Here is a 25,036-nt window from a genome sequence, read left to right as displayed (position 1 = left end):
GGACCGAATCAGCGACCGTGGGCGCGGTCCGATCATACACGCGGCGGCTCCCCGGGTCGCATCATAATTGCTGACTGGCCATCGCCGGCTTCTTTCCCGAGCAGGAGAGCGGTGAACTGTCGATAAACAACGTGTTCGTCAAAGGAAGCGACCACGTGTTTGAGGTCACATTTTCTCCGGTCGCGCTCTTCCAGGTTGAAGATTCCCGCAGCCATGGTCGCGACGTCTGGGTATAGAACCGAATCAGGGTAGATGAGGTCGGCACCATCCCATGCCAGCGAGACCGCGTCGGCCCCGCTGGCCGCGCCGTCCGCGAGAGTGAGGTGAAACGACTCAAAATCGCTGAGTGAGATTGCTGTGCCGATCCCGGTGTACCACTCAGCCATGTCAGGGCCGTGGGGGTCGAAACCGATAACCTCTTCATTCGCAGCTCCGTTGATACGGTCGATGCGGTCGAACTGCTCGCGGTAGAACTGCATCTCCTCGGGTCGCTTGTCCATCCACGAGTACTCTTCGGGGCGCTTACCTTTGATGCGCAGTCGGTACCGCGAATCATTCTCGCGCAGTGCTTCGACGAGGTCGACGGCCAGGTCAAGGCGCTTGCGTTGGGGCACGATGCCCACAAGGCCCAGGGTATGTGCCGCGGCCTCGGTCTTGGGCCTGGCGAGCGCATCGGTGCGGACGAAGTTGGGAACGACAAAGCTTCGGTCGGATGGGACCTCGTGCCCCTCGATAGCGGAGCGCCGGATCAACTCACCGACGAAGACGAAAGCATCGACTGTGTCCTTGTTTATTCTGCGCAGATAGGGCAGATCGATCTCCTGAAGATGAACGCGCACCACTAAGCGCTGAGAAGATGTGATGTGTTCGGAGTACCAAACAGCGTTCCCCAGCCCCCATTCACACCAGACGACATCGGCTTGTGCGAGAAGCGAACGGGACTTCTCCTCATCGTGGCCACTATGTCCAGCCCATTGGTCGATGAGCACCGTATGCCCCTGTTCCTCAAGGTCGGCAATATAGGGCGCGAGGAACTTGAGGTCGTGACCTGCGATGAGAACTACGGCGGGGCGAGCGCCCGCGTTGTCGATTGTGGGCGGAACTGTGCTCACCGGCTCATCAGCTGATGTCTCCATTTCCGGAGCAGCTGGAGGTAGCGCCGGGGGAACGATCAAAGACAGTGCGCCGACACCTGATGCGGAATGAGGTCGTGATTCTTCGTCCGGGGCCACCTCCACCCCTGTTTCTTTGACTGCTTTGTCTGCGCGAACGCTCATTGTGAATGCACCGATGACTCGGTCAGTCTTGTGAATCGGAAGCTGATCGGCAGGCGCGGCAAGCAGGCGAGAGTCGTCGCCAGGTTCGAACTCCCGGGCTGTGATCGTGGTGTCACCGCGGAACCGGTGGGCAATGAGGAGATCCTCAACGAAAGTGCGTGACGTGGGTTCGGTGAAATCGACGAGAGCCTCAGCGCGTGCGCCCTGCAACCACTCCTGCGCTTCCTCCAGAGTGATAACGGTTAGGTCAGTGAGCCGCTGTACGTCGGCCAGTTCCTCCTGAGGCACAGCTACAGCTGCGGGCTTTACAGACTGGGTGACCACAGCCGTCAGCTTCGACGACAGCTCCTCACCGCGAGCCCCGGCCACAGGTGTATTTTCAATCGCAGTGGCAGAAGAGCCGCAGTCCAATACCGCGATATACCGCGGATCGCAAAGCCCGTCGACTCCGACTCCGGCGGTGCGCAACATGATTGCCAACGCTGTCTCAGTAGAGTGCGCACGTGCGACGGCACGAAGTTGGAACCACGCTTCGTCGAAGCGCTCCTCAGGATCGGAGTTCCAGGCACGCAACAGCGCCCGGTGGAAATACGGGTCACGCGAGGAAGGAATTGCTCCACCAAACGTCTCGTCGACCCCGCGACCGGGGCCGCTGAGCACGACGCCGCCGCTCGCGGCAATCTCAACAACACGGCGGGAATACATTGTGGGGCTGTCAGTTACGGAATTGACGTTGAGGTTGACGAAATGTGAACGATAAGCGCTCAGCACTTCGGAGTAGGGCAAAGATCCGCGCACCTGCGGCGCGAACTCTTGAGGGAAGTGGTACGGCGAATCCGGCTTGCCATACTGACGGTCGTAGATCGTCAAGCCGTGCGGCACTGCCGCTCGCAACATCGCGACAAGTTCCTTGGAGCGAGCAGCATAGCGGTCCCCATAGTAAGTGCCTGCGTACATCGCCGTCGGCGCGCCCAGCGAAGCAGGCGTCTGCACCGGGTTATGCAGGGAGAGCTCGGCGTAGAACGGCAATGCCGAAGCGGTCCGCACAGTCGATTCACCCGCAGCAAGATAGTCACTCAGCAGAGACGCGTCTGTGGTGAACACGTGATCGAAATGCACTGCTGTGGGCAGGAAGCGGCGGATATGCACGGGGTCTTCTTTGTTCCAGAATATTCGGGGGATGCCCCTGTCCCCGGCACTCCGCAACAAGCGTTCGAGCGCCTCGAACTCTTCTTCACCGTAATGGCCAACGCCGCGGAACCATTCTCCATCGTTTCCTTCCCAAGCAGATTCGATGAAAACGGCGTCCAGATCTTGATCAAGAACCGCGAGAGGATCCTCGCGAGAAATGGGGACGACCTGAACTCGGTGGCTTAGGGTTTCAGTCGTAAACTCATCGGCGATGATGCCGAGCCGGATCTGTTCAAGTGGTTTTCGAGGCACTTCAGCGAGAGATGACGTCCAATACCGGTCTGCGCTTTCATATGCCGCGCGAATTTCGGAACTCAGTGCTGTCCACGTGCGCTCTCGAACTACCCAGAGTCGACCGGCGCGGGCCGCGGCGCGCGCAGTATCGGGATTCAGCAAAACCTCGATGAGCACGTTTGACAGCGCCGCGGGGTCGCCGGCGGGAAAGAGGAAGCCTCGACCACTCGCCGGTGGCGCAAGGTCCACTTGGGGACTGACATCGGAGAGCACCACGACCTTGCCTGCCGCGTACGACTCGAGTGGTTTGAGCGGGGAAACGAGCTCCGTCACACGGGTGGACAACCGTGGGCACGGCATTACATCCACTACGCTCATTAGCCGCGGAATATCTTCGTTAGGCACTCTGCCAACGAACGTCACATCGTCCTTGAGGTGCAGTTGCTCTGTCAGCGCGTGCAGTTCCTTTGCCGCTGGGCCCGAACCCGCTATGACCACCTGGACACGAATGTCCCGATCGCGGACCATCCGAACTGCCTCGAGGAGAATATCAAGACCCTCGTACGTGACAAGACTGCCCGCGAAACCGATCACTGGACAGTCCAGCGTAACTCCGATGCTCCGGGCAAAATCACGGTCTGGCGGAAGCGGAACGAACTCATCAGCATTGACTGCGTTAGGAGCTAATGTGATGCGCTCAGGGGCGACTCCGCGTGCTATCAGCTCATCACGCACCTGTGCGGTGATCGCAAGGACGTGATCGGCTTCAGTCGCTACAAGGTTCTCAAGTTCCACCTGCAGTGCGAAACGCTCACTGTGCTCCCAATCCTCCTTGGACGCGGCTTCTGTGAGCTCCCACAGGCCGCGGACTTCATACACGAAGGGGACACCGACGCGACGCGACGCGATGAGCGCGGCGAGCGCCTGTCGAAAGTTAGAGGCCGCATGAATGCGCTGCGGACGACGTATCTTCGCCTCACGCACATAGGCGTCGGCTGCTTTGAGGACGTACTCGTCGATGGGGTCACGATTAATATTCGCGCCCGGCAGATGAACGTATTCCACACCACCCAGTTCGGCCACGTCGCGCACGCTGTCCTTGGGAGCGGCACCGGGGTGAACGTCCCAAGGGTAACCAATACGAGAGACGACCGAAATGTCGACGCCCGCCTCGTGCAGAGCCTCGACCAGACCCCGCGTGCGGGTCGAGTAGCCATTGGAATCAAACACGGGGTCTGAGTGCACGCAGTACATCACGCGGCCGGATTCGACGCGATATGCGGCGTTATGGGATCGCGGGGGTATGCTGACCCTTCCTCGCCGCATCCGCGCCGCACCGCGGATTCGAGCCACCAACTCTTTCCCTTGTGCAGATAGATTCTCTGCAAGATCGTGGTGGGCCGCCAGCAGGCCCTCGCATTTGGATATATTGCCGCGTTGAAACCAAGTTCGGTTGAGCAACGCGCTCAGCACGTCCACAGCCGGCTCGTCCACAAGCCGTTCCTCAAGCTGCTCGTCGCTAAGTTCCCATAGTATTGTCGCGGGTCGCGGTTCTATAGACGAAGCGGCGTCCTTGCAGGAATCAACCGCCGTGCTCGGTTGGTTGCCAGCTTCTGATTCTGAACCTAAGACGATCTTTGCTTTGGATTGACTACCTGACCGTTTAACGGATTCGACGGCGGGTGCAGGCGAGCTTTGAGAAGCAGCCGCCTCCAATTGCTCTCCTGAACTCCGAGCACTCGGAGCTCGACGAAATGCATTCAATGACTGAGTGACTGCCCTACCAATTCGCATGCTACGCGAACCGCGGACCCGTTTCAGATCATCTTTGAGTCGACGGGTTTCTTTTCGATAGGCGTCTAGTGAACTTCGAGCAGTGGCCAACTTGCGCTCAATTTCAGCCTTTTCGCGGTTAAGCTCTTTCAGTCGATGCTCAAAATTGCGAGCTTCAGACTCGTGGCTCGTGTTTTGAGACTCGCGCTGAGTCAGGTCCAAATATTCTCGGAACAACTCATTCGGATTCGCGGCGAAGTATTTGAAGAGAAATTCCTGTTGTTGATTCGGTTGCCGCCGCTCGTCGTTATGCATCAATCATCCTCACGGAATCCGAAGTTCACCATCTACTGTCTTGTGTGCCGGCCCGGACTGTTTCCTAGTCTCAGCCCATTGCTCATCTGCGCGTTCCGTTCCGCTTCCGACGCAGGTATCAAAGTCGCGATCGCGCGGAATACGGTGCCCCAGTACGAGTTCTACATCAGGCCCCATTCTCTCATCCGTGACACCGCCCCTCCACTCCTGGCTGTCCTCCGCTACATCCAGGCAGAGACATTCACGCACGTTCATAGAGTACCGTGGGGATTCGGTAGCTATGACAGGTGACGTCCTGGTCGGCAGCTACACGAGTCGCGGAGGAGTTTCGTTGGAAAGCATGCCAATTCACGCACCCGAACGCGTCCCACATTTACGCGCACCGGTTGTCATCTGGGCAGACCACGACGTGAACGTCGACGGCGTGATTCGACTCGCAAATCGACTTCACGTTCGAATCCCGGAGATCGTTGGAGACGAAATTACAACCGCTACGTTGCGTGCCCGGAGCGAGAAGGCAGGCAGGACGGTCCTGGGAATCCATGGCTCCGGTGTGATCGATGGAACGTTTGTACGCTCCGCGGCGGACGCCCGCAAAGTCCTCGCACGTCATCAAAATACAGATCCGGACCGTTTGGGTTCCTCGATTCGGGGGGTACTGACGCTGTACCTGTGGAGCCCGAATCCGGCGCAAGTTGATATCGTCCCAGATCCGTGGGGTGGTTTTGTCTTTCACTTCCGCGATATTCACGTGCATGCGTTCTCGACGGACCTGAGAGCTCTCGTGGAAACCTTGCGCTCAATGGGGTATTGGGCTGACCCCGGGATGTAGGTCCAGTCGTTGTGTGAGTCGTCTTGATGCTCGCTGCTGCGGGCAGGAAGACTGGTCTCATCATGACGAACACGAGGAAGCGGCACACGCCTGAGCAGGTCGTGCGCAAGCTCGGACAGGCCGACCGGATGCTGGCCGATGGCGCGGACGTCGCGGCGGTGTGCCGCGAGCTGGGCGTGTCGGAACAGACGTACTACCGGTGGCGCAACCAGTACGGCGGGCTCAAGGCCGACGACGCCAAGCGCCTCAAGGAGCTCGAGAAGCAGAACGCCACCCTCAAGCGTCTGCTCGCTGAAGCAGAGCTGGAGAAGGCGGCGCTGAAGGAGCTGGCAGAGGGAAACTTCTAGGCCCGGGCAGGAGGCGCGCCGCTGTCGCTCACCTCATCGCGAAGATGCGGGTGAGCGAGCGGATGGCGTGCCGGCTGACCGGGCTATCCAGGTCCGCCTACCGGCGCACCCTCAAGGCCGATACCGTCGCCGACCCCGACGCCGCCTTGCGTGAATGGCTGCGCGGTTACGCGAAGAAGCACCCCCGCTGGGGCTACCGGCGCGCGTGCCACGACGCCCGCGGCGAGGGCTGGCAGGTCAACCACAAGAAGATCCAGCGGCTATGGCGCGAGGAAGGCCTACGCGTGCCCCAGCGACGTCGCCGTAAGCGCATCGGCTCCTCGACCACGGACGCCCCCAAGGCGTGCGCCCCGAACGTGGTGTGGGCCATCGACTTCCAGTTCGACGTCGACGAGGCCGGGCGTCCGATCAAAATCGCGTCGATCGTGGACGAGCACACCCGGGTCTGCCTCGGCGGCCTCGTGGAACGCTCCATCACCGCCGACCGTCTCACCGACCATCTCGACGACCTCGTTAAGCTGCACGGACCGCCCGCGGTCCTCAGAAGCGACAACGGGCCCGAGTTCATCAGCCAGGCGATCGCCGACTGGGCCGGCACCCGCACCGGCTTGTCGTACATCCCGCCCGGCTCGCCGTGGCTCAACGGCTACGTCGAGTCGTTCAACTCCCGCCTGCGCGACGAGTGCTTGAACATCAACAGCTTCTACTCACTGCTGCACGCCCAGGTCGTCATCGGCGACTGGAAGGTCGAGTACAACACCGTGCGACGCCACTCGGCGCTGGGCTACCTCACCCCGGCCGACTATGCTCGCCACTGCACCCACGAAATGGAACCCGACGACTCACACAGAGACCGGACCTAACAACGGGGGCGGCCCAGTATCGCCCTCGGCGCAGTCTCGACTTCGCGACTGAAGTTGCAGCGACGGGCAGCGGCGGCTTGAGTCCCAGCAGTTATGAGGACGTAGACGTTCTCGATTCATTCGAGCGGGTTAAGGTCACATCGGAGGGCATACAGATCTCCCGCTACTCGGTTGCGGACAAAGTGCTTACGCCATTCGAATCGTACGCCGAGGGCCTCGAGCAAGTGCGTACCGAGATCGAAGACAACATCCGTGCAGTTTCTGCGGCTAGTGAAGCCGGAGGCCCGGAGATAATTGCTCATCTCACCGGCGGACTCGACACTCGGATGATTCTTGCGGCATCGAAGTCATTGGGACTCGCTTCTAAGTTCACGTTCCTGTCGATGGGGCCGGAGACGATGGCCGACCGATGGGTCGCGGGGCGCCTTGCGGCTGAATTTGGGCTGACTATGACCGAATGGCGCGCGACACAGGTGCTCCGCAATCCTTCGACTATCGCTGAACAGGCACTGTGGCCAATGGAATTCTCGTCTGGCTTACTAACTGCTGGACCCCACGAACATATGGCTGGCGCCGATACCGTCGTGCTTTCCGGAGGCTTTGGAGGCAACTTCAAGGGGAACTATTCTAAGTCGCTGGATGATGCCTCAGCACCGGGCGATGTCAAGGCGTCGAAGCAACATGGGGCTCGCCGGCGAGCAGTCGAGCGAATGCCTCGGTGGGCGTGAGATAGCCCAGTCGGCGGCGGGGTCGATTGTTGATCTCCTCGGCGATGGTGGTGAGGTAGGGCTGGTGATCGGGGATCACCGTGCCCTTGGGCAGATACTCCCGGTAGAGCCGGTTCGTGTTCTCGTTGCTGGGCCTCTGCCAGGGCGAGTGGGGATCGGCGAAGTAGACCGGCATCGCCGTGGCCAGGGAGACCTTCGCGTGCTGGGCCATCTCGCTGCCCTGGTCCCACGCCAACGATGCCTTCATCATCTCGGGCAGGTCGTTGAAAAACTCGATGACCGCGTCAGCGGTTGGCTCGGCGTGTTTCGAGGGCAGGGCCAGCAGCCCGGTGAACCCGCTCATCCGCTCCACCAGCGTCGCCGCGCACGAGGTGCCGTTCTTCCCGATGATCAGGTCACCCTCCCAGTGCCCCGGCACCCGACGCTGGGCGGCGTCCTCACCTCGCTCCGCGATCGGGACCATACCTACGATTGGGCCACCGCGCGTCCGCCCGGTCGTACGTGGTCGGCGCTTGGTCCGCTTGGACTGCAGGAAGATGCCCTTGCGGGCGAGCTCACCCTTCGGGATTGCGTAGATGTACTGGTAGATAGCCTCACCGGAGACGGTTCGGCCGCGTGCGTCAGGAGAGTTCGCCATGCGTTCAACGGTCGGGTCTGTCGCCTCCAGACGCAACCGGCCCGCTATCTCGTTCGGCGTCCAGGACGCGGCCAGGTCGGCGTCCACCCTCGCCTGCAGCACCGGATCCCCCGCGACCTTCCGCTGCTGCGGGCGAGCTCGCCGACGCTGCGCTCTGACGTCTGCGGTCACGGCCTGGTAGCCGCGGGTCTTCGTCGAGTTCCGGTGAAGCTCCCGCGAGATCACCGACGGGCAACGCCCCAGGTGACGGGCGATCCTCCGCACCGACCAGCCCGCTTTCGAGGCCGCCGAGATCTCCGACCTGTCGCTGAACGACAACCCCACCCGCGCCATCTGCACACTCCACCGATCAGACCCCCGCCGACCGGGAGTGTTGCTTCGACGCTATGACACCACCCCGGTCACATTCGAAGAAACTGCCAGAATCGCTGAGCGAATCTGGGGAGGTCGCGCCTACTCCACCGATTCTGACATCGGTTTGTATTCGAGCGAAACTGTGAACCGGCGGATAAGCCGCTTCCACGAAATAAGGCTCGCCGCGGAGCAAATGGGCATGGACTCAGGAGCCGGCCTGGATTGGGCATTCATTAACGTGCGCAATCGGTACTTCGTCGTCCCGACCACCTTGGAGTGGAATACCTACGTACACCGATTCGACCCGTTGTACTGCCTTTCTGGCGCGCGTCTCGCGCTATCACTCTCCGTTAAGGAAAGAGCAGCGAATTGGGTGGTGTTTGACCTTCTCCGCGGATGGGACGAGCGATTGCTTAGCCTGCCGTTCGACACCCCGCGGATGAACAGCACTTACCAGGAGCTGCGCGGACCAGTGCCAAGTCTTGATTTTACGGACCTACAGAGACAACCGTCCTTCGACGGCCGCAAGTCCGACAAACCGCTCAACGGTCGTGTTGACCTGCTCCCGACAACGCCACAGGTCATCGAACTCGCAAACGCGATGAATGCCCCCCTGTGGCAGATCCGTGACCTAGAAGCGGTAAGGACCGCTCTTCGAGACGTCATTGACCGCACAGACAGCGCATTGGTCGACGCGATCTTCAACCGCCGTCGACTGAACACACTGCTCCGTGCCGACCTCAAGAATCGTGTCGCGGTAAGGCAAGTTCATCACCTGCACGCCACACTATTGTGGTTCGCAAACAACTGACGACATTATTCAGGACTTCCGACCGCTCAACCACATAGTTCTCCGCCCTGAACAGCTACTTTCACAGAGACTACCAGTAACGACGGAGAAGCCGCTCCCGAAACCCGATGGGTAGCAGGGCGGTCTGAACCACGTGTAACTTGCCGCCGCACATCCGCTAGGAGAGAAGTGCTAACATCAGCAAGCAGGCGCATTCGCACCTCTGTCTACTACTCAGCGCGGAACCGTCCACCATCCGCGCGGAACGAGGCCGTTTGCGCGCCCCTCGCTTCGGCGGTTAGCGGCAGCGAAATTGACGTACTGCGACTTTGAGAAGTGCTTTAAGTCCGAGTTCGCTTGACCTTGTCCTGTCATAACTGCTCTTGAAAGGAACCGCCACATGGTTGACTCCCTCACGTTCCGATTGCTCGAAACTGCGATACCCGTGAGGCCAGTCCTCAGGTTGGTTGAAGACATCCAATACAAGGATTACGTGCTCACTGTCACATTCGACGGGTCCAATCTCGGCCTCGCCAAAGGCAGTGCCCCAGCTGGCCTACACTGGTCGACAACGCTGGACTGCGCTTTTGTTTATCTGCCTGAGGCCAAAGCCTCGACAACTCTGCGCCTACCCGAATTTGTTCCACCAACCGGAGCACTGAGCGCAACGCTGTCAGTCGCTCCGTGGGCCGAAGTTGCACAACAGTCAGCTGCCCCGGTAAGCGAGATAGTTCTGGAAACCAGTGTTATTGATCGACCTGCCGTCATCGTCGGCGAGGAGGGGTAAGCCGTGAACGAATTGGACGTATCAGTAGTAATAGGATTTCGAGACTGGGGCGCAGATCGCATCCGGCGCTCAGCCAAGAGCATCATTCAATCCTTTGGAGCAATTCGTGGCGAAGTGATCATTTCTGACTACGGCAGTGCCAACCCTGCGCCTGCCCGGCAGGTCGCCGCAGATCTAGGAGCAGAATACGTTTACACACAAGGTGACGCCGTCTGGTCACGATCCCGAGCGCTAAATGCTGGGTTCGCCATCGCGCGAGGCGATCTCCTCATCTCGACAGATGCAGACATGCTCTTTTCACCAGGCTCTATGCAAAACATTGTGGAAACCGCCCGCGAAGCAGAGCACTGCGCATTGTTCCTCCAATGTAGAGACCTACCGGAAAGAATGGGAGACGACTTCTTCGCATCGCGGACAGAAATAGACTGGGACGAGCTTGAACGCGCTGGCCGTTTACGACCACGATGGGGCATGGGCGGAATGATGGCAATTCCTGCTGCTGGCTATCAGAAGATACGCGGCTTTGACGAACGCCTCCACACATACGGGGGTGAGGACCTCGACTTCGCGCAAAGAGCCCGACGCGCTGGTTACCGAACTGTCTGGGTTGACGAACCCGGGGTTCGAATGTATCACATGTGGCATCCGCCCACACTTCGCGCGGTTGAACTGACCGAGGCCGGTCGAGAAGCAGTGAACTTCAATAAAGATGTCGTTTATAACGACAAATCGTATACCAGAAACACCAAACATTGGCGGTTTCGACCAGACAACGCGGCTCCTTTGGTAAGCGTAGTGTTTGCAACCCGCGACCGGGCCGACCTCCTGGAAGAATCTATCCGTTCGGTACTTATTCAAACTGTCCAGGATTTCGAGATTGTCGTTATTGACGATGGCTCCTCGGACGACTCGACTGAACGCCTAGTGCACTCGTTTGATGATCCAAGAATCAGGTACTTCCGACAGGATCACCAGGGAATCTCCGTAGCCCGAAATTACGCGCTTGACGAAAGCACGGGTATCTACACAGCAGTTATGGACGACGACGATTTGATGCCGCCGCGACGCCTCGAGTGGCAACTTGAGGCAATCACGACAGGTTTCGTCGGCTCCGCGGGATCGTTTATCAACTTCGATGACACAACCGGCGAGAAAGAACTTATCGTCTCCAGAGTTCCAACACTTGCTCAGGCAGCAGAAAAAGGAGGAGCCCCAGGGCACGGCACCTGGATGATTCGCACAGACGTAATGCGAACCATCCGCTACGACGAAGCCATTAGCAGTGGAGTCGACAATAACTTCTTCCTCCGACTGCTTCGTTCCGGATACAAAATAAGCCACAGTGGTAAACCTATTCTGCTCCGGCGCCGGCACAACAGTCAGGTGACGGCGATTGATTCCTCAAATCAGAGTGACGCCGCAAAACAAGCCCTCCAGTATTTCCAATTCGGACTGAGCAACTGGCACAAGACTAAACTTGCTGAGGAAGCCAAGCTGAATGCGTACCCGCCTATTGGAGACCGGGAAACATACTCGCACTTGCTGGACGCATATCTCCCCGACCACCTAGTGGTTCGGAACGCGACTGTTCAGCTCGAAGAAGTTCCACACGAGCTTCCTCCATTCGACGGGCTTCCGCGGGTGAGGTCTGTTACCCGTGACGGTACTGTCTTGAAATCCCACCTCTCTGTCGAGGGTGCGACATACAAGGATATGGTCTTGTTAATGAAACTTGGCTTCGACCTAAAGGCTGAGGTGGTGGGGCATGAAGTTACCACCGACTCCGCACCCGACGCATGGGAACTCGAAGCTGTTAAGGACTATATGAACCATGCGCCTGAAGGGCAGGTTATCGAGGTTCATCGCATATCCAATCAGCAAACAGTTCCTAACAATTCGCAGCTTTACGTTATGGGAACCGGGTCCGAGCGCGATTCAATTGCGATAACGCACTCCGAAAATATCAACAGGAACTCGCAGAGCCAATGGCTCGTCATTGGGCGCACCGCAGAGGAGTATTTCGCGTGAGAATCACCTGGAAGGGCACCAACTATGGACAGGTCGGATTTCACACCGAACTGCAAGAATACGACGCCGTTCCACCAACGGACTCGTTGGTTATGGATCGCGCCCCCGCAACGGTCAATTTTGAGCGCGAAGCAATCGCGGCATATCTCGCATTCGGTCACTGGACTAGCGGCGATTTGCAATTGCCTCATCGCTTGGGTCCAAATACTGCAGCAGCGATTGAGGCTGATATGAAACACGTCGCGGTGCGCCCAGGCCCAATTGAATACTATCCAAAACCCCTTGAGGTGGGACTCCGCGATGTGCATGTTGGTTTCGATGCCACCCACGTCCGAAGCGACATCCCGTCACTGGCAGTTCTGCCATCCTCTGAATGGGCTGGGGGGCTCCGAGGGCTTTCCTCGATGACTGTTGCGTCAAATGCATTCGTATTCGATAAGGCCACGTCTTCCAGCGATTTTGAGGAAATACGTTCCAGATTGGCAGTGGCCGTGCTCTTCGCTGGGGACCTCTCCGCTGATAGGCTCATCATTAACGGCGAGAAGATCTCTCTGTCGGAACGTGAACGGCTCTCTGCCCTCTTGCTAGCAGTTAGGCTGGGAATTCTATTTGTTGAGTAATTCGACCAGGGCACTGATTGCTACGCCGATCGGTTCAGTTTCCGCTATATCTTCGATACGAAGCGGTTCCGGGCTAGCTCTATGCGCTCCTTCGCTAAAGCCACTTTGCATTTGGGCCAATGCGCAGGTCGGAAGCGTCACCGTCGTTGATTGAAATTTGTCCCTACGGCGCCGATGCACTTTTCGCTGATTTTCTGCGGGAAGATTTCAGCAGCTTTCGCACCGAATTCGCGAGCCATGAACTGACCGCGATATAATGCGTCAGTGTTGTTACTGTGAAACCAACGGGGTAACGTTCCGTTTCCAGCACGATGGCAATTGAGTTCCGCCTGTCACCCGGAATCAGTTTCCTCGGAGCGCCTCGAGAGGCAGCCGATTCGCTTTTAGAACCGACTCCTGTCCGAACGCACATTCATTGATCAAACGATGGACCGACGCCCGTTACATTCATTGTCTAGCAGCCGCCGGGGTCTTCACCTCGTAGAAGACCCCGGCCCTGACCATCGCGAACAGAACGCTGAGCCGGCAACGAGCCAGACACATCACCGCAGCATTATCCCGCTTACCCTCATCCCGTTTCCGCTCGTAGTACGCCTTCGACACCGAGTCACGACACGACGCCACCCACGCTGTGTGGAACGACGCGTTCTTCAACCTCTTGTTCGCAGCCCGCGACGGAAACTCATCACGAATCGATGCCCCCGACCGCCGCGTCACCGGAGCGATTCCGCCATACGCAGCCAAATGCGCAGCAGTCTTGATCGCGCTGAAATCACAGGCGGCCAGGAGGATCTGGGTTGCAGTCTTAACGGCGACTCCCGGTATCGACGTGAAGACCTGAAGAAGAGGGAGTGCATCAGCCAGTTCCTCCGCGTCAGTCTCGATCTCGGTCCTCTCAGCCTTCAGCGCCTTCATCCTGACTGCGTGGCGAGGCACCACCGACTCCGATGCCTGACTGCCCGGCACGGTCGCCGTCTGCTCAGCCAGAGCGTCAAAGATCGTATCGATCAAGGACGAGGGGTCCTTTCGGGTTTGGTTGCGTGCCCACCGTTTCACCCCTGACTTCCCTGCCGCACGCAACCCTGCCGGACCGCGATAACGCGCAAGCAAATCCAGCACGATGCTCCTGGCCAACATGGTGCCCTTGAAGACGCGTTCGAGCGCCGGGTGGATCTGGACCAACAAGGACCGCAGCCGGTTGATCGCTAGGGTGATGTCATGCGCGAGGTCCTCGTCGGTGTCGGCCAACAACTTGAGATTTGCCAGCACATCCGATTCCCGATCCACCGATCGCAGCGTGTGCGGCATCGTGCGCGCAGTGCCAGCGATGATGAACGCATCCCTGGCATCCGTCTTCGTCTGCTCCGGATACAAGTCGGCAGCCTTCCGCATCGCCAACCGCGGAATATAGGCGATATCGGCACCACAATCCCGGGCGACCGCGACGGGCAGAGCTGCGATCGTGTTGGGCTAATCAACGATGACGAGCGCACGACCGTGTTCGTGCTCCAGATTCGTCATCGCGTGCCGAAGTGCTACTTCATCCTGTGGGAGCTCGCGGTCGAAAACCCGCTCCCCTGCGGGGTTGAGCCCGCACCCGTGATGCATGGCTTTGCCGATCTCGAGGCCGAGCCATACGTCGTAATCGATGTTCATGACAGTTCTCCTCGACCATCCAACCCTGTGGCCGTTGGTTGCCATGACACCCGATGCTGGCCCCTCGTTACGACGAGTGTTGGGCCGAGCCCCCTATCAGCAGTCAACGCGTGTCCTGGATTCCTGGTGGCAACACCCCCGGATCATCAATGACAGGGCAAATCGGCCGTACCAGGACCAGCGTCCAGACCCCGTTCGGGGCGTACTAATGAATATAGGGACACCCCACTAGCGATCGTTGTCTGCAAGCGTCAATTTCAAGTTGACACTTCCTGGCTCGAAAGCCTGGAACATTAGCCACGCGAACTAAATGTCGATATGAAGTAGCGCGGATATTGGCTATTTGATGCCGAACAACTCCGGGTTTACGCCCTTTGTTGGGAGCCCATTCCGATGTAGGTATACCTCGAAGCGTTCGCGAATTTCAGGCAAACCCTTGAAAAAGTCGCCGTATAAAGAATGCCAATCGATGTCCAGATCATCTTCTGGGCGAAACTTCTCAATATCGATATTGGGCAAGTTCATGTAGTCCACGAGCTCCCGAGTTCTCGAGTCGTGGGTCAGCCAAAAGGCTGGAACTCCAGACAGGATCGAAGCCATGTTCACATGGAATCTGCTTCCATAGGTAAACGATACCGACTCTGCATTGAAGGCGAACCAATCAGACGGAGATCGGAACAACCTGTAATTTTTTCTGAAGAACTCAACTAGATATTCTTTTCTTTCACTCGAACCGTCGACATAACCGTTCAGGAAGTAGGGGATGTCAGCATCGGAGTTGCTTCCATTAACCGCGGTATGAAAACCGTGGTTAAACTTATTTACCGGCTCGACCAGAAATTGATCGCGATCGATCGCGCTCCAAAGCAGTCTTCTTTCGTGATGTTCATGAAACTTGGTGCCATTGAACGCGGGACGACCATCAACCGCGTCAAGATTGTCCCTGAGAGCCTTAATTCCCTCAGGCCGTGAGAATACGGATGGGCACCCAGTAACATACACATTTCGAACGCCGGCCTTCTTTCGAACAATCTCGGCCGTGATCTCACCCCTAACGCCAAGAAGCTCAGTTTTCTCCGAAATTTCCTGTACCAGTTTTATGGCCTCCGGGGCGAGTATTTGATCGTCTATCGAGTCGACTTGGCTTTGTCCACCTAGACCAAATGTGACAACAGGCTTTTCGATTTTCGCAAGCAGCGAGCTCATCCGTTCCAGATTGGGGAGGGATTCCTGGCCAAGCTTCAAAGTGTTCGCGAGAGTTAAGATCAAATGCGAGCATTCATTATTAACAAACTCTACAAAATTTTTATATCCACGAGAGTTGTAGCTGGCGAAGTCAGTTGCCAGAACCGCATTGTCGAGAATCACAAACGGCGCATTTCCGTGAATCATATTTCCGGCGTTTTCCGCTTTATTGATTGGGAACTCAACAGGCAAATCTCTGACGCATCCCATCACCCCAATGTTCACAGTATCATCCTTTCCGTTTACGCCTAATCAGCCCTGGACGCACTTTTCATTATCATTTCTTCATCAAACTTCGAGTAAACTAGTTGGAGTATGGCCCCACACCGCCGCAGTGAACAGCCTCATGTAATCGCCTCACGTGTGCTTCCACGTTTCAGCTTGAAGCAACTGACAATCAATTCTACCATTCGACGATTCGGCCGGATCCACCGACCGTTCAGGAACACAGAATAGATGGCCTTATACCGATTTTGTCCTCTCGAAATGCATTGGATCCTTCGAGACCATACTGGCGTCCCCAGATTTATTTGATCGGCACTTTTAGACACGCGACGATAGTGCGACTTCCGTGTTATTCCCGTCGAAGCGATTTCACGTTCGGCACCAAGCAATTGATTCGGCGCGCGTTCCCCTTATGTTATTCATTAATGTACCGCGTCTTGGTTCTGCCTTCAAGGAATTTAATCACAATTCGAACCGCGCGGTCGGCCGAAAAACCATCGCCGTATGGATTGGAGGCTTTTGACATCTTGCTATATGCGGTAGCGTCATCTAGTAAATTCGAGACTTCTTTGACGATTCTACTCGTGCTTGTGCCGACGAGTTTGACCGTGCCGGCCTCTACTGCCTCCGGGCGTTCGGTATTTTCGCGTAGCACCAATACTGGTTTGCCTAAACTAGGCGCTTCTTCCTGTATGCCCCCAGAATCCGTAAGCACAATATCTGAACGTGCAATCAGGTGCGAGAACTTACCATACTCAACTGGCTCGATAGTCAGGATATTTCCGATGTCTTCAACTTCTGGCGCAATTGTCGCCCTGACTTTAGGATTCTTATGTGCAGGCCAAATTATGAGCAGGTCAGGATACTTGATGGCCAGCTCCCTCATAGCACGTCCTATGTTGATCATATTATCACCGAGATTTTCTCGACGATGGGTCGTGACCAAGAGTAATCGCTGGTTTAGTTCTTCAGATTGACCGAACGACGAACTGTCGGGTGGTGTCTCTCTTCCGACTGCCCAATGTAGCGCGTCAATAACCGTATTGCCTATGACATATATGTTTTCGTCAGGAACACCGTCAGCAAGCAAATTGGCGCGGGAGACCTCTGTCGGCGCTAAGTGGATGCTGGCAATCTGCGACACGATCTTGCGGTTCGCCTCTTCCGGGAACGGCGAGGTGATGTCGCCGCTGCGTAGTCCCGCTTCGAGGTGGACGACAGGGATTTCGCGATTGAATGCAGCTATTGCGGCCGCCATAACTGTTGTGGTGTCACCCTGAACTAAAACGGCATCGGGTTGATGAGCGTCTAGGACTTCGTCGATCTTGCTGATCACGGTACCAGCGATCCCGTTGAGAGTCTGTCCATGGGCCATGAGATTGAGATCAACGTGCGGTGAGATGTCGAAGACATCGTTGACCTGGTCGAGCATTTCTCGGTGCTGGGCCGTAACGACGACTATTGGCGACAATGTCGGGTCGTTTTCGAGCGCCTTGATCACCGGCGCGACCTTTATTGCTTCTGGACGGGTTCCGTAGATGACCATCACTGTCGGCTCAGCAGCTTCTTGAATACTGCTCACTCAATCACCCCTGCTTCAGGACGCCTTCTCCTGCAAAGCGTCTCGCAGGTTCCATGAGGTTATGCGTCATTGGAGGGCGCGATAGCTACGGAGTCACGTCGGGATCGGCGAGATCACCTCCCGCACTCTGTCGGTGACAATATAACACTGTCGACGGCATTGACGTGGCTGCTCCGGTGCGTACTATAGATGGTTCCATGTACGGATGACCGGGTCATCCTATGCTATGCCGAGCGCTGCAATTGGTGTCATAAAGGCGTTGATATAGTGATACGTGTTTGTGGTCGTACCGATGCGCTCAGCTTGAGACGCTGTTCATTGGTCGATTCATTCAGTCACAGATCGTGCCCAGCGTACGACACAGAGAGCCGTGTCCACGCCGAGAAAGCTTGGAGTATCCCGCCTATGAATGCGCCCAGAATTGAAGAGCGCCCAACTGTCGCGGTCATCGGCCTCGGCTACATCGGCTTGCCGACAGCGGCAATCCTTGCCAGCACCGGTGCCGATGTCATCGGCGTCGATATCAACCCCGAGAACGTAGCGGTCATCAATAAGGGTGAGGTGCCTTTTGTCGAGCCGGACATGGCCACTACCGTGGCCGGTGTCGTCTCGCAGGGATTCCTCAGAGCGACTACCGAAACACCCCACGCTGACAACTACATCGTGGCAGTCCCAACACCGTTCACTACAGGGCACGAGCCCGATCTCTCCTACATCGAGACCGCCGGTAAGCAGATTGCGCCGTTGCTTACCGGCGTCGAGCTCATCATTCTCGAGTCCACTTCTCCTCCGGGGGCCACAGAGTTCCTTGCCAAGACAGTGCTCTCCGCTCGTCCGGACCTTACTTTGGAACCCGGAACCCCGAGATCTGTTTACTTCGCTCATTGCCCGGAACGGGTTCTTCCCGGCCGCATTATGATCGAGTTGCGAACGAATGATCGCATCGTCGGCACGCTCAATGGCGATGCCGGCGAAAGAGCTCGTGACCTCTATCGACTGTTCTGTGAAGGTGAATTCCTTATGACGGATGCGCGCACCGCTGAGCTGTCGAAGCTCGCGGAGAACGCTTACCGTGATGTCAATATTGCCTTCGCCAACGAGCTATCTATGATCGCCGACTCGCTCGATATCAACGCATGGGATCTCATCGATCTTGCCAATCATCATCCGCGTGTGAACATCTTGCAGCCTGGCCCTGGAGTTGGTGGTCATTGCATCGCCGTCGATCCGTGGTTCATCGTGGCAACTTCACCCAAGCATTCGGCGCTTATCAAGACTGCTCGTCAAGTCAATGATTCGAAGCCTCAATTCGTTATTGACAAGCTATTGGAACAGGCCAAACGGATCACCGGGGTCAAGATCGCAACCCTTGGACTCGCTTTCAAGCCGAACATCGACGATCTCCGAGAGAGCCCTGCGCGACAGATAGTCCATCAATTATCTGTGGAACTTCCTGATGCGACGATAATGGCAGTCGAACCAAACATAGACGACCTTCCGCCCGACCTCGCCACACGAGACAACGTCACACTTGGCGAACTAGGTCAATCGGTAGAAGAGGCCGATATCATACTCCTCCTTGTCGACCACGACGAGTTCGCGCGTCTCGACCGATCATTGATTGCCGAAAAGATCGTGCACGACACTCGAGGACTGTGGAACAAAGTGGCCGCCGACTGATCAACCAGAGGAATCCGTCGACCCGCGCGGATCAGTCCCGTCCAAATATGTCCCGAGAGTAGACTTTATCGACGACTGGGCTCAGTTCATCGGTAATCCGATTGGAGACGATCACATCACTTCGTCGATTGAACTCGTCGAAGTCCTTCACAACTTCCGAATGGTAGAACGATTCATCTGGGAGGTTGGGCTCATACACGATGACTTCGATACCCTTCGCTTTGATGCGTTTCATCACACCCTGCACGGAAGACGACCGGAAATTATCTGAACCTGACTTCATCGTCAATCTGTAAATGCCGACAGTGGTCGGGTCCTGACGAAGAATATCCTCAGCGATGAAGTCTTTTCTCGTCCTATTAGCGTCGACGACGGCAGCAATAAGGTCCTGCGGTACGTCCGTGTAATTGGCAAGCAGCTGCTTTGTATCCTTCGGGAGGCAGTAACCGCCGTAACCGAAGGATGGGTTGTTGTAGTGGCCACCGATCCGCGCGTCCAGACTGACTCCTTCGATAATCTGACGCGTATTGAGCCGATGAGTTGCTGCGTAGGTGTCGAGCTCATTGAAGTACGCAACCCGAAGCGCAAGATAGGTGTTGGCGAAGAGCTTGATCGCTTCCGCCTCCGTGGGATCTGTGAGGAGCACTGGGGGGTCATCATCGAGAGCACCCTGAACAAGAAGGTCGGCAAATTGTTGCCCTAGCCGGGACTGATCACCTACGACGATCCGGGAGGGATGCAGATTGTCGTGCAATGCCCGTCCTTCACGGAGAAACTCCGGAGAGAACAGGATCTGACGCGTTGCGTACTCTTCCTGCATGGACTGGGTGAAGCCGACAGGAACAGTCGATTTGACGACTATCGTTGCGTCCGGAGCGAGATCGCGAACTTGGTTGAGCACAGTTTCGACAGACGAGGTGTCGAACTTGCCGGATTCCGGGTCGTAGTCTGTCGGCGTAGCAACTATAACGAAGGCTGATCCGTTCAGGGCATCTGCCAGATCGGTCGAGGCTGTCAGTTGTATCGGCTGATCAGTGAGGTATCGCTGGATGTCCGCGTCCTCAATGGGAGAAATCCCGTTATTAATGGCATTCACCTTGTCCAGATCAATATCCACTGCGACAACTTCGTTGTGCTGGGCCAGAAGGACCGCATTTGAGAGGCCGACGTATCCGGTGCCGACGACAGTGATCTTCATAAAGCAGCCTCTCATGAGTGTCATGGAATGGGTTGACCAGGGTCAGGTTGAAGGTACGTTCAACGCACCGATTCTACTGGCACCGTCCGACTACTTGGGTATCGGTTGCGTGACGACACAACTAAATCCGCTACTACTTGTGAGTGAATACCTTCTTGGAGCCTATCGCGTGGTTCGCAGGCGGAACTTTGTGCCGCCTGCGAACCACGCGGAAACGTCGTGGATCGGTGGCGACACCCGCCGAAATGTAACGTACCCTTGGGCTGACCCCGGGATGTAGGTCCAGTCGTTGTGTGAGTCGTCTTGATGCTCGCTGCTGCGGGCAGGAAGACTGGTCTCATCATGACGAACACGAGGAAGCGGCACACGCCTGAGCAGGTCGTGCGCAAGCTCGGACAGGCCGACCGGATGCTGGCCGATGGCGCGGACGTCGCGGCGGTGTGCCGCGAGCTGGGCGTGTCGGAACAGACGTACTACCGGTGGCGCAACCAGTACGGCGGGCTCAAGGCCGACGACGCCAAGCGCCTCAAGGAGCTCGAGAAGCAGAACGCCACCCTCAAGCGTCTGCTCGCTGAAGCAGAGCTGGAGAAGGCGGCGCTGAAGGAGCTGGCAGAGGGAAACTTCTAGGCCCGGGCAGGAGGCGCGCCGCTGTCGCTCACCTCATCGCGAAGATGCGGGTGAGCGAGCGGATGGCGTGCCGGCTGACCGGGCTATCCAGGTCCGCCTACCGGCGCACCCTCAAGGCCGATACCGTCGCCGACCCCGACGCCGCCTTGCGTGAATGGCTGCGCGGTTACGCGAAGAAGCACCCCCGCTGGGGCTACCGGCGCGCGTGCCACGACGCCCGCGGCGAGGGCTGGCAGGTCAACCACAAGAAGATCCAGCGGCTATGGCGCGAGGAAGGCCTACGCGTGCCCCAGCGACGTCGCCGTAAGCGCATCGGCTCCTCGACCACGGACGCCCCCAAGGCGTGCGCCCCGAACGTGGTGTGGGCCATCGACTTCCAGTTCGACGTCGACGAGGCCGGGCGTCCGATCAAAATCGCGTCGATCGTGGACGAGCACACCCGGGTCTGCCTCGGCGGCCTCGTGGAACGCTCCATCACCGCCGACCGTCTCACCGACCATCTCGACGACCTCGTTAAGCTGCACGGACCGCCCGCGGTCCTCAGAAGCGACAACGGGCCCGAGTTCATCAGCCAGGCGATCGCCGACTGGGCCGGCACCCGCACCGGCTTGTCGTACATCCCGCCCGGCTCGCCGTGGCTCAACGGCTACGTCGAGTCGTTCAACTCCCGCCTGCGCGACGAGTGCTTGAACATCAACAGCTTCTACTCACTGCTGCACGCCCAGGTCGTCATCGGCGACTGGAAGGTCGAGTACAACACCGTGCGACGCCACTCGGCGCTGGGCTACCTCACCCCGGCCGACTATGCTCGCCACTGCACCCACGAAATGGAACCCGACGACTCACACAGAGACCGGACCTAACAACGGGGGCGGCCCACCCTCACAACCCTCAACTTGAGCGATGGGGCCAAATTGCGGTGTTCGAGTCTTGCTTGCCGTTACGAAGCACGCGGACATCGTCCTCCTCGTCGACCACACCGAGTTCGGAGGAATCGACCGTTCTATGCTCGCCCAGAAGATCGTCCACGACACCCGAGGCGTCTGGAACTGAGCCAACGCCAGCACCAAGAGGGGAGGACTTCTCGTCAATTGAGCGGTCCTGCTCTTGGCTTTTCAGTGCGTGTCAAGTTGATTCCGGGCCGCTTCGCGAAGATGACTCACAACGCGAAAGACTAGTTCCTGAACCTGTTCACGATTAAGGCCAGCGGTGTCGAGCGAGAGGATGGAAGCGAGTCTCCTCCCCCAGTCATAGCCGAATGGACCGGCGCCCGGGTAACGGTCCGAGTTTCCAATGAGCGCTGAGTGGTTTTCAAAGTCGAACGCATCGATGTCTGATTTGAAGCCGTCGAATCTCCCACCAGATAGAGACTCTGAGAGGTCGCCAAGGCCCTGAGATTTGAGCATCTGCTGGATCGTTGAACATCGCAGCGCTTCGCGGATTCCAACCGCCCGGTCGAACGCCGATCGTCGATCTTCCGAGAGGGGACGATCGTCGTTTCGGAGAACTTGGATGAAGGGGCGAAAACTCCACACCGACGACATCGAGCGTCGAGTCTCGCTTCTCAGATCCACTCCCAGCCACACTTCGTCTTCGCCTGTCTGCCCCGGATAGGGAGTCCAAGCAATAAGCATTGGACTGCCAGCCATGTCCCGATCTGGTTCGGCGCACGAACCATCGCCGAATTCCAGGGAAAGTCGCGCATTGAGGCCTATCGCTATTCGCTTCGAGGTGATGTCTGGCGAATAGTAGCCTTTGCGCGTTGCCGGCAACTCATCGGCTTCGACTGACCATGTATCCAAGATTGCCGTGATCCCAGAAGCAAGCCATCTTGCCTCTGGAGAATTCGAGCGTTCCCAAGCCCCGAAGACGTCGCGCAATCGCAGTGTGGTCCAATCCTCGTTTGCTTCGGACTCTTCGACGTCGAACGCACAATGGATGAGTTCTGGGCGCGGATCGAACTTGCTTGCCCATAGAGCGTACCGATCGAGCTGATCGCCGTGGATTGAGGAGGCGCCTTTGAGCTCGACAACGGCCGCAGGTGATCCAGAACTGTGTTCTTGAACCAAGAGATCAATACGGCCTCGTCCAGTGGCGTATTCGCGCACTCCGACATAAACACCATCCGGGTCCAGGTCGAGGGCCGACGAGACACTGCTCGGATCGAGTTCGATAAGAAGCGCCAAGAGATCGCTGGCTGAGCTCTCTTGTGCTAGGAGCCTGCTGAGCCCTTCGAAGTTGCCGCCAGTACTATCCATTGCCACTTCCCCTTCTCGCTCTGGCTCCAGGAGGCTTCGAGATGAGCGTCCCTTTGTGAACCAGATCGTACAGGGTTACACAACAGATGTAGAGGAGAGAAGGCTAGTCGGCGACATAAGGTGTCCGAAGCCCTACTTGTACGACTCGTACTCCTTGACGACGTCGTCGGTGGGACCGTCGGCTTTGAGGACGCCCTTCTCGATCCACAGCGTGCGGTTGCACGTGTCGCGAATCGAGCGCATCGAATGCGAGACGAGGAAGACCGTACCGGCGTTCTCGCGGATCTCGCGGATCCGCCCCTCACTCCGCTGCTGGAACTTCTTATCGCCCACGGCCAGAGCCTCATCGACGATGAGGATCTCGTGCTGCACCGCTGTCGCGATGGCGAACTTGAGACGCTGGGACATTCCCGACGAGTATGTGCGCATCGGCATGTCGATGAAGTCGCCGAGACCGGTGAAGTCGACGATGTCATCGAACTTCGCCTCGATCTGGGATCGAGTCATCCCGAGGGCCAGACCGCCGAGGATGATGTTGCGTCCGCCCGAGAGGTCGGGGATGAGCGCGGCACCGACGCCGAGGAGGTTCGGCCGCGCACTTGCGTACACGGCGCCCTGCGATGCCGGGGTCAGGCCGGTGATCGTGCGCATAAGCGTCGACTTGCCAGAGCCGTTGCTGCCGATGACGCCGATCGACTCGTTCGCGTACGCCACGAAGCTCACACCCTTGAGCGCATGGACCTCGCGCAGCCCGCGGGTCTTCTGCAACATGCCGCCGGCACCGCCGAGCTTGAGCTTCTTGCCCGTAGCCAGGGTCTTGTAGACGACGTGGACGTCATCGCAGACGACGACGGGCGAATGCGGTTCGTTCGTCTCGCCGGGGGTCGTGTTCTCACTCATCGCGACCGTACCTTTCCTCGGCCTGCCAGAAGAAGACGAAGCCGAAGGCGAAGATCACCGCGGCCCAGATGGCGAAGTACCCGAAGTATTCGTAGGGGATCTCGTAGCCGTTCATGAGGATGCCGCGAGAGATCGAGAGCACCTCGTTGAGCGGATGCCAGTCCGCCAGGGGCTGAAGATCGGGCCTGCCAAGGCGATCGATCATCTCGTTGAGGGAGAAGAACACACCCGAGGTGTAGAAGATCATCCGGGAGATGAATGGCGTGACCTGACTGAGATCCCTGAAATGGACGGTGATGCGAGCGAAGATGAACGCGACGCCCTGGCAGAAGATCCAGAAGAGGATGATGAGCGGGATGAAGAGCAGCCACTCCCACGAGGGCCTCGCCCCGTAGATGACCGCGACGATGATCATCAGCGCCATCGTCGGCATGAAGTTGAGCAGGTTCTGCATGACCGTCGCGATCGGCAGGACGATGCGCGGGAACGGCAGAGACTGGACGAGAGAGGCGTTCGAGATGATCGACTTCGCACCGCCGTTCATCGACGAGTTGAAGAACTCGAGCATGAAGACGCCGATGACGACGAAGGGCACGAAGTCCGGAGGCCGCACTCCCGCACCCTTGAGCAGCACACCGAAGATCGTGCCGTAGATGATCGCCGAGAACGTCGGCCGCAGCACGACCCAGAGCATGCCGAGCCGGTTGCGCTCATTCTCGGACTGAATCCGGTACCGGGACAGCGTCAGCGTGAAATCGCTGCGCTTCCACAGCTGCTTGATGTATTGGGGGAGAGACGGCCGCCCACCCACTCTGTCGAGTCCATGCTCGGCAGCAAGCTTGGCCATGTCCATGTAGGTAAAGATTCTCTCGTCGACAATGGGGGTTTG

General features: G+C 57.9%; 17 protein-coding genes and 1 pseudogene. 9 read left to right on the top strand and 9 right to left on the bottom strand.

Annotated features, from left to right (window positions below; all coding sequences use genetic code 11):
* Positions 1 to 32 precede the first annotated feature (32 nt).
* Entirely contained in the window at positions 33 to 4,790 is a 4,758-nt protein-coding gene (locus AC0VYB_RS02025; RefSeq protein WP_475384978.1) for a glycosyltransferase, read from the bottom strand.
* Between the two features lie 340 nt (positions 4,791 to 5,130).
* On the opposite strand from AC0VYB_RS02025, the gene AC0VYB_RS02020 reads away from it, so the two are divergent.
* Positions 5,131 to 5,622, top strand: a complete 492-nt coding sequence (locus AC0VYB_RS02020) for a hypothetical protein (protein ID WP_475384977.1) — start codon at positions 5,131 to 5,133, stop codon at positions 5,620 to 5,622.
* A 62-nt stretch (positions 5,623 to 5,684) separates the two neighbouring features.
* Positions 5,685 to 6,832, top strand: a protein-coding gene (locus AC0VYB_RS02015; RefSeq protein WP_100227560.1) for an IS3 family transposase whose coding sequence is annotated in 2 segments (ribosomal slippage) — positions 5,685 to 5,955 and positions 5,955 to 6,832 — 1,149 coding nt in all. Because the reading frame shifts where the segments join, the coding sequence is not laid out codon by codon here.
* A gap of 663 nt (positions 6,833 to 7,495) precedes the next feature.
* Here the strand turns inward: AC0VYB_RS02015 and AC0VYB_RS02010 are convergent.
* Positions 7,496 to 8,530 carry an IS30 family transposase gene (locus AC0VYB_RS02010; RefSeq protein WP_009381402.1) on the bottom strand — a complete coding sequence of 345 codons (1,035 nt, stop codon included), beginning with the start codon at positions 8,528 to 8,530 and terminating at the stop codon, positions 7,496 to 7,498.
* Positions 8,531 to 8,750: 220 nt separating this feature from the next.
* On the opposite strand from AC0VYB_RS02010, the gene AC0VYB_RS02005 reads away from it, so the two are divergent.
* The 4 genes from AC0VYB_RS02005 to AC0VYB_RS01990 all read left to right on the top strand — a co-directional run bounded on the left by AC0VYB_RS02005 (position 8,751) and on the right by AC0VYB_RS01990 (position 12,776).
* Positions 8,751 to 9,362 (top strand): hypothetical protein, encoded by a 612-nt coding sequence (locus tag AC0VYB_RS02005; RefSeq protein WP_475384976.1) that lies wholly within the window; start codon positions 8,751 to 8,753, stop codon positions 9,360 to 9,362.
* A gap of 379 nt (positions 9,363 to 9,741) precedes the next feature.
* Positions 9,742 to 10,128 (top strand): hypothetical protein, encoded by a 387-nt coding sequence (locus AC0VYB_RS02000; protein ID WP_475384975.1) that lies wholly within the window; start codon positions 9,742 to 9,744, stop codon positions 10,126 to 10,128.
* A gap of 3 nt (positions 10,129 to 10,131) precedes the next feature.
* On the top strand, positions 10,132 to 12,156 hold the full coding sequence (locus AC0VYB_RS01995; protein WP_475384974.1) for a glycosyltransferase: 2,025 nt from the start codon (positions 10,132 to 10,134) through the stop codon (positions 12,154 to 12,156).
* Positions 12,153 to 12,776, top strand: coding sequence for a hypothetical protein (locus AC0VYB_RS01990; protein WP_475384973.1), 624 nt, complete (start codon positions 12,153 to 12,155; stop codon positions 12,774 to 12,776). The genes AC0VYB_RS01995 and AC0VYB_RS01990 overlap by 4 nt, the downstream gene beginning before the upstream one ends.
* Positions 12,777 to 13,223: 447 nt before the next feature.
* Here AC0VYB_RS01990 and AC0VYB_RS01985 read toward each other — a convergent pair.
* The 3 genes and pseudogenes from AC0VYB_RS01985 to wecB form a co-directional block, all read right to left on the bottom strand.
* A pseudogene (locus tag AC0VYB_RS01985) lies at positions 13,224 to 14,432 on the bottom strand (IS110 family RNA-guided transposase).
* A 339-nt stretch (positions 14,433 to 14,771) separates the two neighbouring features.
* Entirely contained in the window at positions 14,772 to 15,902 is a 1,131-nt protein-coding gene (locus AC0VYB_RS01980) for a polysaccharide pyruvyl transferase family protein (protein ID WP_475384972.1), read from the bottom strand.
* 415 nt (positions 15,903 to 16,317) lie between these two features.
* Positions 16,318 to 17,484 (bottom strand): non-hydrolyzing UDP-N-acetylglucosamine 2-epimerase, encoded by a 1,167-nt coding sequence (gene wecB / locus AC0VYB_RS01975; protein ID WP_475384971.1) that lies wholly within the window; start codon positions 17,482 to 17,484, stop codon positions 16,318 to 16,320.
* A 405-nt stretch (positions 17,485 to 17,889) separates the two neighbouring features.
* Between wecB and wecC the strand changes: the two genes are divergently transcribed.
* On the top strand, positions 17,890 to 19,164 hold the full coding sequence (gene wecC / locus AC0VYB_RS01970) for a UDP-N-acetyl-D-mannosamine dehydrogenase (RefSeq protein WP_475384970.1): 1,275 nt from the start codon (positions 17,890 to 17,892) through the stop codon (positions 19,162 to 19,164).
* A 31-nt stretch (positions 19,165 to 19,195) separates the two neighbouring features.
* Here the strand turns inward: wecC and AC0VYB_RS01965 are convergent, their stop codons facing one another.
* Complete coding sequence (locus tag AC0VYB_RS01965) at positions 19,196 to 20,362, bottom strand: nucleotide sugar dehydrogenase (protein WP_475384969.1); 1,167 nt, start codon at positions 20,360 to 20,362, stop codon at positions 19,196 to 19,198.
* Between the two features lie 342 nt (positions 20,363 to 20,704).
* Here AC0VYB_RS01965 and AC0VYB_RS01960 point away from each other — a divergent pair.
* Together AC0VYB_RS01960 and AC0VYB_RS01955 are read left to right on the top strand one after the other, a co-directional pair.
* Positions 20,705 to 21,852, top strand: a protein-coding gene (locus AC0VYB_RS01960; RefSeq protein WP_100227560.1) for an IS3 family transposase whose coding sequence is annotated in 2 segments (ribosomal slippage) — positions 20,705 to 20,975 and positions 20,975 to 21,852 — 1,149 coding nt in all. Because the reading frame shifts where the segments join, the coding sequence is not laid out codon by codon here.
* A 67-nt stretch (positions 21,853 to 21,919) separates the two neighbouring features.
* The gene (locus tag AC0VYB_RS01955) at positions 21,920 to 22,042 is read left to right on the top strand and encodes a hypothetical protein (protein WP_475384968.1); all 123 of its coding nucleotides are present in this window, start codon (positions 21,920 to 21,922) and stop codon (positions 22,040 to 22,042) included.
* A 62-nt stretch (positions 22,043 to 22,104) separates the two neighbouring features.
* Here AC0VYB_RS01955 and AC0VYB_RS01950 read toward each other — a convergent pair whose 3' ends face one another.
* The 3 genes from AC0VYB_RS01950 to AC0VYB_RS01940 all read right to left on the bottom strand — a co-directional run bounded on the left by AC0VYB_RS01950 (position 22,105) and on the right by AC0VYB_RS01940 (position 25,000).
* Positions 22,105 to 23,247, bottom strand: coding sequence for a PDDEXK-like family protein (locus tag AC0VYB_RS01950; RefSeq protein ID WP_475384967.1), 1,143 nt, complete (start codon positions 23,245 to 23,247; stop codon positions 22,105 to 22,107).
* Positions 23,248 to 23,379: 132 nt separating this feature from the next.
* The gene (locus tag AC0VYB_RS01945) at positions 23,380 to 24,147 is read right to left on the bottom strand and encodes an ABC transporter ATP-binding protein (protein WP_063250420.1); all 768 of its coding nucleotides are present in this window, start codon (positions 24,145 to 24,147) and stop codon (positions 23,380 to 23,382) included.
* Positions 24,140 to 25,000, bottom strand: coding sequence for an ABC transporter permease (locus AC0VYB_RS01940; protein ID WP_144589210.1), 861 nt, complete (start codon positions 24,998 to 25,000; stop codon positions 24,140 to 24,142). The genes AC0VYB_RS01945 and AC0VYB_RS01940 overlap by 8 nt, the downstream gene beginning before the upstream one ends.
* Between the last annotated feature and the right edge of the window lie 36 nt (positions 25,001 to 25,036).

This window comes from Brevibacterium sp. Z349TD_9, from assembly GCF_056173565.1.
Note: the sequence above shows the minus strand (reverse complement) of the source record. Positions and strands in the feature narration are given on the sequence as shown.